Annotated in this window: 13 protein-coding genes and 1 pseudogene; 9 read left to right on the forward strand and 5 right to left on the reverse strand. The window is 72.3% G+C overall.

Annotated features, from left to right (window positions below; translation table 11 throughout):
• Positions 1-52: 52 nt before the first annotated feature.
• Positions 53-1,078, reverse strand: a complete 1,026-nt coding sequence (locus ABZX96_RS09170) for a LacI family DNA-binding transcriptional regulator (RefSeq protein ID WP_355540538.1) — start codon at positions 1,076-1,078, stop codon at positions 53-55.
• Between the two features lie 405 nt (positions 1,079-1,483).
• Positions 1,484-2,227 (reverse strand): annotated as a pseudogene (locus ABZX96_RS09175) (response regulator transcription factor); the annotation flags it as partial.
• A gap of 363 nt (positions 2,228-2,590) precedes the next feature.
• On the opposite strand from ABZX96_RS09175, the gene ABZX96_RS09180 reads away from it, so the two are divergent.
• A complete protein-coding gene (locus ABZX96_RS09180) occupies positions 2,591-3,481 on the forward strand; it encodes an alpha/beta fold hydrolase (protein WP_355540344.1) in 891 nt (296 codons plus the stop codon).
• A 603-nt stretch (positions 3,482-4,084) separates the two neighbouring features.
• On the opposite strand, the gene ABZX96_RS09185 is transcribed toward ABZX96_RS09180, so the two are convergent.
• Positions 4,085-6,046: an ABC transporter ATP-binding protein gene (locus tag ABZX96_RS09185; protein WP_355540347.1), complete on the reverse strand. Its 1,962-nt coding sequence runs from the start codon at positions 6,044-6,046 to the stop codon at positions 4,085-4,087.
• Positions 6,043-7,776 carry an ABC transporter ATP-binding protein gene (locus ABZX96_RS09190; protein ID WP_355540350.1) on the reverse strand — a complete coding sequence of 578 codons (1,734 nt, stop codon included), beginning with the start codon at positions 7,774-7,776 and terminating at the stop codon, positions 6,043-6,045. The genes ABZX96_RS09185 and ABZX96_RS09190 overlap by 4 nt, the downstream gene beginning before the upstream one ends.
• A 131-nt stretch (positions 7,777-7,907) precedes the next feature.
• On the opposite strand from ABZX96_RS09190, the gene ABZX96_RS09195 reads away from it, so the two are divergent.
• From ABZX96_RS09195 to ABZX96_RS09230, 8 genes are all read left to right on the forward strand, one after another.
• On the forward strand, positions 7,908-8,210 hold the full coding sequence (locus tag ABZX96_RS09195; protein WP_355540353.1) for a MoaD/ThiS family protein: 303 nt from the start codon (positions 7,908-7,910) through the stop codon (positions 8,208-8,210).
• Positions 8,211-8,218: 8 nt separating this feature from the next.
• A complete protein-coding gene (locus ABZX96_RS09200; protein ID WP_355540356.1) occupies positions 8,219-10,300 on the forward strand; it encodes a hypothetical protein in 2,082 nt (693 codons plus the stop codon).
• Positions 10,301-10,309: 9 nt separating this feature from the next.
• Complete coding sequence (locus ABZX96_RS09205) at positions 10,310-10,759, forward strand: alanine-zipper protein (protein ID WP_355540541.1); 450 nt, start codon at positions 10,310-10,312, stop codon at positions 10,757-10,759.
• Positions 10,735-11,445, forward strand: a complete 711-nt coding sequence (locus ABZX96_RS09210) for a DUF2993 domain-containing protein (protein ID WP_355540358.1) — start codon at positions 10,735-10,737, stop codon at positions 11,443-11,445. Before ABZX96_RS09205 ends, ABZX96_RS09210 begins: the two co-directional genes overlap by 25 nt.
• A gap of 314 nt (positions 11,446-11,759) precedes the next feature.
• Entirely contained in the window at positions 11,760-11,855 is a 96-nt protein-coding gene (locus tag ABZX96_RS09215) for a putative leader peptide (protein ID WP_355540544.1), read from the forward strand.
• Positions 11,856-12,034: 179 nt separating this feature from the next.
• Positions 12,035-12,874: a sulfurtransferase gene (locus ABZX96_RS09220; protein WP_355540361.1), complete on the forward strand. Its 840-nt coding sequence runs from the start codon at positions 12,035-12,037 to the stop codon at positions 12,872-12,874.
• Between the two features lie 41 nt (positions 12,875-12,915).
• Positions 12,916-13,203 carry a DUF1416 domain-containing protein gene (locus tag ABZX96_RS09225; protein WP_355540364.1) on the forward strand — a complete coding sequence of 96 codons (288 nt, stop codon included), beginning with the start codon at positions 12,916-12,918 and terminating at the stop codon, positions 13,201-13,203.
• A gap of 280 nt (positions 13,204-13,483) precedes the next feature.
• A complete protein-coding gene (locus ABZX96_RS09230; RefSeq protein WP_355540367.1) occupies positions 13,484-13,747 on the forward strand; it encodes a DUF3099 domain-containing protein in 264 nt (87 codons plus the stop codon).
• A gap of 107 nt (positions 13,748-13,854) precedes the next feature.
• Here ABZX96_RS09230 and ABZX96_RS09235 read toward each other — a convergent pair whose 3' ends face one another.
• Positions 13,855-14,220 carry a DsrE family protein gene (locus ABZX96_RS09235; protein WP_355540370.1) on the reverse strand — a complete coding sequence of 122 codons (366 nt, stop codon included), beginning with the start codon at positions 14,218-14,220 and terminating at the stop codon, positions 13,855-13,857.
• Between the last annotated feature and the right edge of the window lie 5 nt (positions 14,221-14,225).

Here is a 14,225-nt window from a genome sequence, read left to right on the forward strand (position 1 = left end):
GAAGTGGGTATGCCCGGTATAAGGAAGAGCAGCTCAAGCTCAACGGGACGGGTCAGGTCCCGCAGCCGCAGGACCTGCGGACGACCAGCCGGGACGGGAACTGCCGCAGCCGCTCACGCCGGGAGCCGACCACCCGCAGGGCGTCGTCCAGCACCAGATCGACGGCCGCCCGGGCCATCGCCTCCCGGTCGGAGGCCACCGTGGTCAGCGGCGGGTCGGTCAGGGCCGCTTCCTTCACGTCGTCGAAACCGGCGACGGCCAGCTCGCCGGGCACGTCGATGCGCAGTTCGCGGGCCGCCCGCAGCAGGCCGATCGCCTGGTCGTCGGTGGCGCACATGATGGCCGGGGGTCGGTCGGGCCCGGAGAGCAGCTTCAGCGCGACCTGGTACGCCTCGTACCGGTCGTACGGGGCCTGGAACAGGCGGCCCTCGATGCTCTTCCCGGCCTCGCGCATGGCCCGGCGCCAGCCCTCGACGTGGTCGGCCACCGGGTCGCCGACGGTGGGGGTGTCCTCCGTGCCGCCGAGGCAGGCCACGTACGGGTGCCCGTGCTCCAGGAGGTGGCGGGTGGCGAGCTGGGCGCCGCCCAAATCGTCCGTCATCACCGCGAATTCGTCGATCGCCTCGGGGCGCTCGTGCATGAGCACCACCCGGGCGTCCCACGCCTCTATCTCGGCCGCCGCCAGGTCGCTCAGGCCCTGGCTGATCAGGATGAGCCCGGCGACCCGCATGCCCAGGAAGGCGCGCAGGTAGTGCAGCTCGCGTTCGGCGAGGTAGTCGGAGTTGCCGACCAGCACCATCTTGCCGCGCTCGGCGGCGGCCCGTTCGACCGCGTGTGCCATCTCGCCGAAGAAGGGCTGCCGGGCGTCCGGGACGATCAGTCCTATGAGGTCGGTGCGGCGGGAGGCCATCGCCTGCGCGACGCGGTCCGGCCGGTAGCCCAGCTCCTTGATCGCGGCGAGCACCCGCTCGCGCGTGGCCGGGGCGACCGGCCTCGGTCCGTTGTTGATGACGTAACTGACGACGGCGGTGGACGTCCCCGCCAGCCTTGCCACATCATCCCGCGTCACCTTGGCCACGCGCGGCAGTCTACGCGGGTGGCGCGTCACCGTGTCCGGCAGCGCCCGCGGGGAACTGCCGGACACGCGCCATTCCTTGGCCGGTCCGGATGCGGGTCAGCCCTTGGCCGATCCGGGCCCAGGCTGTCTCTTGGCTGATCCGGACGAGGGTCAGCCCTGGGCCGATCCGGACGCGGGCTCCTCCTCGTCCTACCCCTTGGCCGATCGGGCGGCCACGGCCTTGGCGCCCAGGGGGAGGCCGTTGAGCGCGGCCACGGACCCGGTGCCGGAGCCGGTCCCGGACGCGAGGCCCGCGTCCGTCCCGACCGCCGTCCCGGCCGCCGCCCCCGCGTCGGCGGCGGGGGCGGTGTGGGCGGCGGTCGCGCCGGAGGGCCCGGAAGCCCCGGCCTGCCGTCGTTCGGCGTCCTTCTGGCGCGCGGCGCGCTCCTGCTCCCGCTGCTCGCGCTGCTCGCGCTCCTTGGCCTCCGCCGCGCGTTCCACCTTCTCCGGCAGGACGAAGCGGTAGCCGACGTTGCGGACGGTGCCGATCAGCGCCTCGTGCTCCGGCCCGAGCTTGGCCCGCAGCCGCCGCACGTGCACGTCCACCGTCCGCGTGCCGCCGAAGTAGTCGTAGCCCCAGACCTCCTGGAGGAGCTGGGCGCGGGTGAAGACCCGGCCCGGGTGCTGGGCCAGGTACTTCAGCAGCTCGAACTCCTTGAAGGTCAGGTCCAGGACCCGGCCCTTGAGCTTGGCGCTGTAGGTGGCCTCGTCCACCGAGAGGTCGCCGGTGCGGATCTCCGTGGGGCCGTCGTCGGTGATCTGCTGGCGGCCGGTGGCCAGCCGCAGCCGGGCCTCGACCTCGGCGGGGCCCGCGGTGTCGAGCAGCACGTCGTCGATGCCCCAGTCGGCGGTGACAGCGGCCAGCCCGCCCTCCGTCACGATCAGGATCAGGGGGCACCCCGGGCCGGTGGACCGCAGGAGCTGGCACAGGGAACGCACGTGCGGGAGGTCCCGCCGGCCGTCGATCAGTATGACGTCGGCTCCGGGGGTGTCGACCAGCGCCGGGCCCTCGGCGGGGGCGACCCGCACGCTGTGCAGCAGCAGGCCGAGCGCGGGCAGCACCTCCGCCGACGGCTGCAGCGCGTTGGTCAGGAGCAGCAGCGAACTCACTGCCGACCACCTTCCCCCGTCGCCCTGGTGAGGTGTGGGTTGTCCTGCACGCTTCGCTTGCCCATGACGTCGGTTCCTCCTCGGTCCCTGCGTGGGGGCACCGCCCAGGCCCGGCCTGGGGAGTATGCGGCACTGCTTCGTACGGTCGCGGGCTCCGTCCCGCTCCGGCGCCCTGGTCCGGTCCGGCGCCCGGCCCGCACGCGGTGTGCTGTGCGGTTCAGCACACATCGTCCAGCTTGGGCGCTTTCGGGGGCCGGGGCACCCTGGAGCACGCGTGCGCTCATCCGCGCGGGGCGTCTGAAAGCACAAAAGGACCCGGGGGCAACGCTGCCCGGATCCTTCTTGCCCAGCAGAATAGCCCACATGACTTCCGGACCCGAGGCCGATTTTGCGCGATCTTGTGTTCCGTCGATCACTTCAGGTGGCCGCCGCTCTGCTCTGTTGACAGACGACGGGGTGCGCATCGAGGCGGCGTACGAGCCCTGCGCCACGCCCGGCGCGGCACCGGCGCACGGGCTCGCGGTGGTTCTCGCACACGGGTTCACCGGCGCCCTGGAGCGCCCCGCCGTGCGCCGGGCGGCGGCGGTGTTCGCCCAGCGTGCGGCCGTGATCACGTTTTCGTTTCGGGGGCACGGGAACTCCGGCGGACGGTCCACGGTCGGCGACCGCGAGGTGCTGGACCTGGCCGCGGCGGTGCGATGGGCACGGATGCTCGGGCACCGTGACGTGGCCACCGTCGGTTTCTCCATGGGCGGGTCCGTAGTGTTGCGACACGCCGCGCTGTATCGGCGGGAGCACGAGGGGCGCATTGGTGCGCACACCGACATGGTGGCGGCCGTCAGCGCGCCGGCCCGGTGGTTCTACCGGGGCACGCCCTCGATGCGCCGTCTGCACTGGGTCGTGACCCGGCCCGCCGGGCGGCTCGTGGGGCGGGTGGGACTCCGCACCCGCATCCATGCGGAGGAGTGGGACCCCGTCCCCCTCTCCCCTGTCGCCGCGGTTCCTCTGATCGCGCCGACGCCGTTGTTGGTGGTGCACGGTGATCGGGACCCGTACTTTCCGGTTGATCATCCCCGGATGCTGATGGCCGCCGCCGATCCCTCGACCAGCGAGCTCTGGCTGGAGCGCGGCTTCGGCCACGCGGAGAACGCGGCGCCTGCGGTGCTGCTGTCGCGGATTGCGGATTGGGCGGCGCAGCACCTTCCAGCCCGTCCGGCGCTTGAGGACGAGGCCCGCACCACCGATCCGGCCTGACGGCCGGGGACAGCGCGCGCGTTTTCCAGCCTGTCCGGCGATTGAGGACAAGACCCGCACCACCACCGGCCTGACGGCCACGGACGACGCCCGCAAAACCCAGCCCGCCCGCTGATCAAGGACGGTGGCCGCAAAAACAAGCCCGTCCGGCGCTTGAGGACAAGACCCGCACCACCACCGGCCTGACGGCCACGGACGACGCCCGCAAAATCCAGCCCGTCCGGCGATTGAGGACAACGCCCCGGCGTTCACCGGTCTCAAAATCATCCAGCACCCACCCAACGACCCCGGGCACGCGGGGGCAGGCTCGGCGGTGAGGGACGAGTGATTGGGGACCCGGTAAACGCCGGGCGGCGTTGTCCTCAATCGCCGGACGGGCTGAAATTTGGCGCTCGCCCCCGGGGCGCGGGAACAAGTGGCGGGTGATTCGGGGTCCGGTGAACGCCGGAAGCGTTGTCCTCAAACGCCGGACGGGCTGGAATTTGCGGGCGTCATCCTCGACCAGTCGGAACGCGAACCTTTCAAAGCCACCGCCCCGCCAGGGCACCCCGCCCGGGGCCCGGGGCCGGCGCCCCGGACGGGCCGGGGGCCGGGCCCCCAAACTCACTCCGTCTCGGCCACCGCCTCCGCGAATTGCGCCGCGTACAGCCGCGCGTACGCCCCATCCGCCGCCAGCAGCTCCTCGTGGGAGCCCTGTTCCACGATGGAGCCGGATTCCATGACGAGGATGACGTCCGCGTCGCGGATCGTGGACAGCCGGTGGGCGATGACGAAGCTGGTGCGGCCGGTGCGGAGGCGGCCCATCGCGTGCTGTATCAGGACTTCCGTGCGGGTGTCGACCGAGCTGGTGGCCTCGTCCAGGACGAGGATGGCGGGCTCGGCCAGGAAGGCCCGCGCGATGGTGATGAGCTGCTTCTCGCCGACCGAGACGTTGGCGCCCTCGTCGTCGAGCACCGTGTCATAGCCGTCGGGCAGGGTGCGGACGAAGCGGTCGACGTGCGTGGCGCGGGCCGCCTCGACGATCTTGTCCATGGACGTGCCCTCGGGCGCGCCGTACGCGATGTTCTCGGCGATCGTGCCGCCGAAGAGCCAGGTGTCCTGGAGCACCATGCCGATGTTGGCCCGCAGCTCCTCGCGGGACATCGCGGCGATGTCCACGCCGTCCAGCGTGATCCGGCCGCCGGTCACCTCGTAGAACCGCATGAGCAGGTTGACCAGCGTCGTCTTGCCGGCGCCGGTCGGGCCGACGATGGCGACCGTCTGGCCGGGGCGGACCGCCAGCGACAGGTCCTCGATGAGCGGCTTGTCCGCCTCGTAGCGGAAGGAGACCTTCTCGAAGCGGACCTCGCCGCGGACGTGCTCGGGCCGGGCCGGCTCGTCCGCGTCCGGGCGCTGCTCCTCGGCGTCCAGCAGGTCGAAGACCCGCTCGGCGGAGGCGACGCCGGACTGGACGAGGTTCGCCATGGAGGCGACCTGGCCGAGCGGCTGGCTGAACTGGCGCGAGTACTGGACGAAGGCCTGCACGTCGCCGATGGACAGCGCGCCCGACGCCACCCGCAGCCCGCCGACCACGGCGACCAGGACGTAGTTCAGGTTGCCGATGAAGACCATCGCGGGCTGGATGACCCCGGAGATGAACTGGGCCTTGAAGCCCGCCTGGTACAGCGCCTCGTTCTCGCGCCGGAACAGTTCGGCGGATTCCTTCTCCCGCCCGAAGACCTTCACCAGGGAGTGCCCGGTGTACATCTCCTCGATGTGCGCGTTGAGCTTGCCGGTGGTCGCCCACTGCTGGACGAACTGCGGCTGCGCCCGCTTGCCGACCTTCGTGGCGACGATCACCGACACCGGCACCGTCACCAGCGCGACCAGCGCCAGCAGCGGCGAGATCCAGAACATCATCACCAGCACGCCCACGATCGTCAGCAGCGAGGAGACGATCTGGCTGAGGGTCTGCTGGAGCGTCTGCGCGATGTTGTCGATGTCGTTGGTGGCGCGGGAGAGCACCTCGCCGCGCGGCTGCTTGTCGAAGTAGCTCAGGGGCAGCCGGGCGAGCTTCTCCTCCACCTGGTCGCGCAGCCGCAGGACGGTGCGCTGGACGACGCTGGTGGCGATGCGGGCCTGGAGGAAGCCGAGGACCGAGGCGGCGACGTAGATCAGCAGCACCCACAGCAGGACGGTGCCGACCGCGTCGAAGTCGATGCCCTGGCCGGGGACGACGGGCATGGTGCGGAGCAGGTCGGCCAGCCCGCCCTGGCCCTGTTCGCGCAGGTGGGCCGCCGCCTCGGCCTTGGTGACGCCGGAGGGGAGCTGCCGCCCGATGATGCCCGCCACGATCAGGTCGGTGGCCCGGCCGAGGACCTTGGGGCCGACGACGGTCAGCGCCACGCTCACCGCGCCGAGCGCCAGCGCGGCCAGGAGGGCCGGGCGCTCCGGGCGCATCTGGCCCATCAGCCGTCTGCCGGAGCCCTTGAAGTCCATCGACTTCTCGGTGGGCTGGCCGCCCATGAAGCGCCCGATCCCGGCCGCCGGCGCGGGACCCCTCCGTTTGGGTGCCGGGGCACTCATGCCGCCTCCTGCTCGGTGAGCTGGGAGAGCACGATCTCCCGGTAGGTCTCGTTGTCCGCCATCAGTTCGTGGTGGGTGCCGGTGCCGACGACCCGGCCCTCGTCCAGGACGACGATCCGGTCGGCGTTGCGGATGGTGGCGACGCGCTGGGCGACGATGACCACCGTGGCCCGGTCGGTCTCGCGGGCGAGCGCGGCGCGCAGCGCGGCGTCCGTGGCGTAGTCCAGGGCCGAGAAGGAGTCGTCGAAGAGGTAGATCTCGGGCTTGCGGACCAGGGCGCGGGCGATGGCCAGCCGCTGCCGCTGCCCGCCCGAAACGTTGCTGCCGCCCTGCGCGATGGGCGCGTCCAGCCCGCCTTCCATCCGCTCGACGAAGTCGCGGGCCTGGGCGGTCTCCAGGGCGTGCCACAGGTCGTCGTCGGTGGCGTCCGGGTTGCCGTACCGCAGGTTCGTCGCGACCGTGCCGGAGAAGAGATACGGCTTCTGGGGGACGAGGCCGATGGCGCGGGCCAGCGTCTCGGGGGCCAGGTTCCGCACGTCCTCGCCGTCCACCAGCACCGCCCCGGCCGTGGCGTCGAAGAGCCGGGGGACGAGGCCGAGCAGGGTGGACTTGCCGCTGCCGGTCGAGCCGATGACGGCGGTGGTCTCGCCGGGACGGGCCAGGAGCGACACGTCCTTCAGGACGGGCTCCTCCGCGCCCGGGAACCGGAACTCCACACCGCGCAGCTCCAGCTCGCCGTGCCGGCGCAGTTCGGTGACGGGGGCGGCGGGCGGCGTGACGCTGGTGTCGGTGTTCAGCACCTCCTGGATGCGCTCGGCGCACACCTCGGCGCGCGGCAGCATCATGATCATGAAGGTGGCCATCATGATCGACATGAAGATGTACATCAGGTAGCTGAGGAACGCGGTCAGCGCGCCGATCTCCATCGCGCCGTCCTCGATCCGGTGCCCGGCGAACCACACCACGGCGACGCTGGAGACGTTCACGATCAGCGTGACCGTCGGGAACATCATCGACATCAGCCGGCCGGCCTTGATCGACACGTCGAACAGGTCGCGGTTGGCGCCCGCGAACCGCTCGCGTTCGTACCGGTCGCGGACGAACGCGCGGATGACGCGGATGCCGGTGATCTGCTCCCGCAGCACCCGGTTGACCGTGTCGATCCGCTTCTGCACCGTCCGGAACAGCGGACGCATCCTGCGGACGATCAGCGAGACGAGGATCGCCAGGACCGGCACGATCACCAGGAGGAGGCCCGAGAGCGGCACGTCCTGGTTGAGCGCCATGACCACGCCGCCGACGCACATGATCGGGGCGATGACCATCATCGTGAACGTCATCAGGACCAGCATCTGGACCTGCTGGACGTCGTTGGTGGTCCGGGTGATCAGCGACGGGGCGCCGAACGTGCCGACCTCGCGGGCGGAGAAGGACTGCACCCGGTCGAAGACGGCGGACCGGATGTCCCGGCCGAGCGCCATGGCCGTGCGGGCACCGAAATAGACGGCGCCGACGGAGCAGAGGATCTGGAGGAGGGTGACGGCCACCATCAGGCCGCCGACGGACAGGATGTAGCCGGAGTCCCCCTTGATCACGCCGTCGTCGATGATGTCGGCGTTGAGCGTGGGGAGGTAGAGCGAGGCCAGGGTCTGGACCAGTTGAAGGACGACGATCAGGGATATCGAGCGCATGTGGGGCCGCAGGTGCGCCCGGGCGAGTCGGACCAACACACGCCGAGCCTATGTGAGCACCTGCTGCTGACAATCGAATTTGCGTACTGCGTCAGCCCTGGGAGCTGAGGCTTTGCCAGTTCTTGCCCGTCGCCGAGCCGCCCGTCGCGTACGCCATCATGGAGGCGCACATGACGGGGACACGCGACGAACACGATGAAGAGGCCGCCGTGACAACAACTGGCACCGTGCGCTACTGGGCCGCGGCCAAGGCCGCCGCCGGCACGGCAGAGGAGCCGTACGCGGCGGCGACGCTCGCCGAAGCGCTGGACGCGGCACGCGAGGCACACCGCGCGAACCCCGAATTCGCCCGCGTCCTGACGCGCTGCTCCTTCCTGGTCGACGGGGACCCGGTGGGCACCCGCGACCACGCGGCGGTGCGGCTCGTCCAGGGCGGCACCATCGAGGTCCTGCCGCCGTTCGCGGGAGGGTGAGCGCGACGATGAACGACGAGCAGCAGCCGCAGCAGCGCGAATACGGGTCACGGCCGCAGCCGCACGGGTACGGCGGCGACGGGGACGGGCCGGGGGCGGGGTCGGTTTCCGGGCGTCCGTATGGGGCGCGGGATTCTTACGGGGCTCAGGACGCGTCCGGGGCGTACGGGGCGGCGTCCGGGGCGTATGGGACGCAGGGGGCGTCGGGAGCGGCGCCCGGTGCGTACGGTGGGCCCGATTCGTCCGGTGCCTACGGTGCGTCCGGTGCCCCCGGGGCGCAGGGGTCGTACGGCGGTGCGGCGGACGGGTACGGGGCGGGCTCCTACGGTGCCCCGGACGCTTACGGCGCCCCGGGATCGGGCGCATACGGCGCGGCCGAGGCGCAGGCGCCGACCGGTACGTACGGCGGGCACCCGGGTTCCTACGGCGACCCGGCGAGCTCCTATGGGCCCCCTGGCTCCCCGGGCTCTTACGGTGCGCCAGAAGGGTTCGGCTCCCCGGCGCCGGGCGCGTACGCCTCTCAGGGGGGCGAAACTCCGTACACCTCGGGTGGCGGTCCGGCGCGGCCCTACGGGCAGCAGCCCGGTTACCCGCAGCACTCCCAAGCCGGGCAGCCGCACGCCCCGGAGCAGACCGTCTGGCCCACGGCCGGTGGCAGTCAGCCCACGTACGGCGGTCAGTCGGCCGCCCCCGGGCCCGGCACGTACGGGGCCGCGCCCGCCGACGACGACGGCCCGCAGACGCAGATCTGGTCCGCCCCGACCTGGGAGACCGGCTACCACATGCAGGTCCAGCCCCCCGCGTCCGCGCCCCCGCACGGGTCGGCGCCCACGCACGGTGGCGCGCCGCCGCCGTCCGCGGCCGAGGAGACCGCCTACCTGCCGCAGACGCCGACGACGGGGGCGCCGACGGGGGGCGTGCCAATGCCTCCGGGGGCTCCCGGGGCTTCGGGGCCCGCCGCGGCTCCGGCGGCCTTCACGGCCTCGGCCGCCTCCGCCGCCTCCGCGGCCGAGGAGACCGCCTACCTCCCCCCGCAGACGGGGCGCGCCCCCCGGCGCGACCCCGCGGGCGCGGCGTACCCCCAGAGCTCCCCGCACACCCCCGGTGCCGCCGCACGCCCCCCGGCCCCGGCGCACCCGGGTTCCACGGGCGGGCCGGAACCGGCGTACGGACCCGCGACCCAGCACGGCATCCGGGCCTCCAGCAGGACGGGCGGCACGGGCGGCACAGGCACGGGCACAGGCGCGGGCGCCCCTACAGGCAGCCCGTCGACCGGCGGCCCCGCACCCTCCGGCCCCGCGACCGGCGACACCCCCGCCCCCGACCTGTCCCGTCTCGCCCCCAACCAGCGGGCCCGGGCCGAGGGCCGGTCGCCGATCATTCCGCCGGGCATCCAGCCCGCCGGGATCACCGCCGTCCTCGCGCTGCTCCTGGCGGTGACCGCGCCGCTGGCCCGTCCGGTGCTGTTCGTCCCGGTGGTGCTGCTCCAGGCGGTCACGGCTGCGGGCTGGTTCCGGCTCAACGGGATGTGGCCCGCCCGCCAGGGCATCGCGCTGGCCTTCCTCGCCGGGCTGACCACGGACATCGCGCTGCTGGCCACCGACAGCCATCAGGCGCCGCTGGTCGCCGTGGGCACGCTCGGCGTCTGGTGCCTGTTCGTGCTGATCCTGCAACTGCGCAACCGCAGCAGCGCCGACGAGCGGATGTACGCGCTGACCGCCGGGCTGGCCTCCACCGCGCTGGCGGTGCTGGCCGCGGGCCACCTCGCCGCCGCTCCGGACGCGGTGGTGGCCGGTGCCGCCGGTGTGGCCCTCGCGACGCTGGCCCGCGCGCTGCCGCTGCCGTCCGCCGCCTCCGTGGTCGTGGCGCTCGTCGCCGGGGCCGGGGCGGGCATCGCGGCCGGCGGGCTGACCGGGCTCGGCGCGGCCGGGGCCCTCGTGGGCCTGGTGGCCGGTGGCTGCGCGCTCATCGGCCTGCGGGTGGCCAGCTACGACTACCCGTCCCGCTTCGTGCACATGACGGCGGGCGTGGCCCTGCCGCTGGCCCTGGCCGCCCCCGCGGTGTACGTCCTCGGGCGGGCGCTGGCGTAGCGCACGCCGCTGCTCGCGGGTCGGGCCCCGTCGTTCCCTGGTGGTTACCGGGAACGGCGGGGCCCTTTCCGCACACGGTGGGGCCGTTCCGTACAGAGCAGGGCCCATTCCGTACAGAGCAGGGCCCATTCCGTACAGAGCAGAGCCCGTTCCGCACAGAGCAGGGCCCGTTCCGCACAGAGCAGGGCCCGTTCCGCACACAGCGGGGCCCTTTCCGTGCAAGAGGGGGGCCGTTCCGTGCAGAAGGGGAACGCTCTCCTCCGTACGGGCGCGGCCCTCCTCGTACAGCGGACGCGGAACGACCCAAGGAAGTGCGGCGGGGGGGTTCGACACCCGGGCCGGTTAGGCTCCCTGTCAGGCAGTTCGGGGGACCTGTCCGGAATACACCGGCCGGAACGGCGCTTTCCGGCCCGATGCGTGGGGGTAATGGTTCGATGCGCGCTCTGCGAGTGCTGGTGATTCTCGTCGTCGTCTTCGGCGGCCTGTTCGTGGCGGCCGACCGCCTGGCGGTGAACTTCGCCGAGGACAAGGCGGCCGAGAAGATCCGCGGCAGTCAGGGGCTCGACAAGGCCCCCGACGTGTCCATCAAGGGCTTCCCGTTCCTGACCCAGGTGGCCGGCCGGTCGCTCGACGAGGTGGACGCCAAGCTGGACGGCATCCGGACCAGCAGCGAGGGGAAGCAACTGCGCATCCAGGAGCTCTCCGCGCAGTTCCACGACGTCAAGCTGACCAGCGACTTCTCCTCCATCGAGAGCGCCGCGCGGGCCACCGGCACCGCCCACATCAGCTACGCGGACCTCACCAAGGCGGCGGGCGCGGACGTGGAGATCGGGTACGCGGGCCAGAAGAACGGCAACGGCCAGGTCAAGATCGTGCCCCGGCTGGCCGGGCTGCCCGCGCTGAACTCCCTGGAGGTCACCGGCACGGTCACGGTCGTGGACCGCACGACGATCCAGGTGCGCGCCGACCACCTGCCGTCCCTGTGCCTGAGCCTCCCCGGCTGCGAGAGCAAGGTCCGCGAGCGCACCGACCACAGCTGGAAGCTGGACCGGCTGCCCGGCGGCCTGAAGCTGGACCGGGTCGAGGCGTCCCCGGACGGCGTCAAGATCTCCGCGTCCGGCACGAACGTGAAGATCACCGGCTGACCGCCGCCGCTCCGCCGGCTCCGTCCGCCCCGCCCCGTCACCCGTCCGGCCGCCGCATGCGGGCGTCCATCAGATGAGACGCGCGCGTCCGATCGACAGACCGTCGGTCTTCCGCTCCGCGGCGGCCCCGGGCACCATGGGGCAAGTGTGCCGACACCATGGCCCGGGCCTGCACCAATGCGTCTTCCCGGGCGCTCGCGCCACCTCTCCCGCAAGCCCGTCATCCCGGATATCGGTCGCCTCTGTCTCACCATCCGACACATCGGTGACACGTCAGGGCGCCCCTCCCTACGATCGGTCGCATGCAGAGCTCTATGAGCGGTCCCCGCCCCCGGGGACAGGCGGATCTCACGAAACGGCGGGCAGTCGACCTGTGCCGTGTCGCCGCCATGCTCTGTCGCTGCGCCTGACGGGCCCTTGACGGACGTGACGGGAGGTCGCCGGTGATGCCGATGTTTCCGTGCCCGACTCCCGTACCCGCCCGGCCCGTTGTCGTCGTCCCCACCGCCCCCGCCCGGCGCGGCCCCGTACCGTAGCCGCGTGCCCCGGCGTACCCGCGCACCCCGCAACTGCCCCGGAGGAGAAGAACATGAGCCGTAGCGACGTCCTGGTGGACGCCGACTGGGTCGAGGCCCACCTCGACGACCCGAAGGTGGTCATCGTCGAGGTCGACGAGGACACCTCGGCCTACGACAAGAACCACATCAAGAACGCGGTGCGCATCGACTGGAAGCAGGACCTCCAGGACCCCGTGCGCCGCGACTTCGTCGACCAGGCGGGCTTCGAGAAGCTGCTCTCCGAGAAGGGCATCGCCAACGACGACACCGTCGTCCTCTACGGCGGCAACAACAACTGGTTCGCCGCGTACGCGTACTGGTACTTCAAGCTCTACGGCCACGAGAGCGTCAAGCTGCTCGACGGCGGTCGCAAGAAGTGGGAGCTGGACTCCCGCGACCTGGTCGCGGCCGTCCCCACCCGCGCCGCCACCCAGTACAAGGCGAAGCCGCAGGACACCTCCCTCCGGGCGTTCCGCGACGAGGTGCAGGACGCCATCGGCAAGCTCAACCTGATCGACGTCCGCTCCCCCGACGAGTTCAGCGGCAAGCTGCTGGCCCCGGCGCACCTCCCGCAGGAGCAGTCCCAGCGCCCCGGCCACATCCCCAGCGCCCGCAACATCGGCTGGGCGAAGAACGCCAACGACGACGGCACCTTCAAGTCGGACGAGGAGCTGCGCGCCCTCTACGAGGCGGAGCAGGTCGACCTCTCGAAGGACACCATCGCCTACTGCCGCATCGGCGAGCGTTCCGCGCTGACCTGGTTCGTGCTGCACGAGCTGCTGGACCAGCCGAACGTGAAGAACTACGACGGTTCCTGGACCGAGTGGGGCTCGCTCGTCGGCGTCCCCATCGAACTCGGCTCCGGCAAGTGAGCCCCGCTTCTTACTGATCCCCGAGCCTCAAGGAAGTACGTATGTGTGGAGCACAGGCCGGTGGCCCGGACGCCTCGACCATCAAGCCCGGTGAGACCACCATCCAGGGCAGCGTGACCCGCGACGGCCAGCCCGTCGCCGGCTACGTCCGCCTTCTCGACAGCACGGGCGAGTTCACCGCCGAGGTCCCCACCTCGGCGACCGGACAGTTCCGTTTCTACGCGGCCGAGGGCACCTGGACGGTGCGCGCGCTGGTTCCGGGCGGCAGCGCGGACCGCACGGTCGTCGCCCAGAAGGGCGGCCTGGCGGAGGTCGCGATCACCGTCTGACGGGCGCCGCCCGACGGCGGTCTCCGTACGGCCGGAGGGCCGCACCCCAGGGGTTTGGACGCCTTGGCTGGGGGTGCGGTCCTTCGTGCTGTCCGGGTGGGGGCGGAGCGGTCCCGGCCGGGGCGCCGGTCCGGTCGTCGGCGGCCCCGGGCCGGTCGCCGGTCCGTCCCCGTCCGGTCGCCGGTTCGTCCCCGGCCGACCATGGTCACGTCCGCGCCGCATGACACCTACGGCCGTCGAGCGGTGTTCGCGGCCCGGTGTCCGCGCGTACCGTGGCGGTATGTACGCGCGGCGCCGTCGCTGGTATTTCGCCATGATGGGCGTATGCATCGCCCTGTTCGTCCTGGCGTGGGGCGTGGTGCGCCTCTGGTCGGTGCCCGCCGCGGTCGCGATGTGCGTGGTGGCCATGGTCATCCCGCCGTTCGCCGCCATCGTCGCCAACCGCCGGGGGCCGGACGACCGCTGGTGGGACGACCCCGGGGACTCCGGGGACGCGGAGTCCGACCGGTGGTGGGAGGAGCTGGACCGCAGGAACAGCAAGTAGGGGTGCGCCTTTATGGACGCGCGGGCACCCGCCCCGGCTTATGGGCACCCGCCCCGGCCTTTGGACGCCCGGTGCGCGGGCGCCCGCCCAAGGCCGCGCGGTGCTCGTCAGTAGACCAGCGCCTGCACCCCGTCCGGCATGATCTCGCTGACGAAGACCTGGGCGCCGGCGATCCGCGCGCCCTCGATCAGGTCCTTCTCCTCGATGTCGCGGCGCGCCGCGCACTGCGTGCACACCGTGATCATGCCGCCGCCCGCCAGGATGCCGTCGATCAGATCCGGCAGCGGCGCCGCGTGCGGCAGCTCGAACTCCGCCGCGCGGCCGGGCAGCGCGAACCAGGACGCCTCCCCGGTCAGCCACAGCGACACCTCGACGCCGCTGGCCACCGCCACCGCCGCCACCGTGAACGCCTGCGAGCACCGCTCGGGCGCGTCCGCGCCCGCCGTCACCTTGATCACGAGCTTCTTCGCCATGCCCC

Origin of the sequence: Streptomyces sp. NPDC003077 (assembly GCF_040611095.1) — a bacterium.
GTDB lineage: Bacteria > Actinomycetota > Actinomycetes > Streptomycetales > Streptomycetaceae > Streptomyces.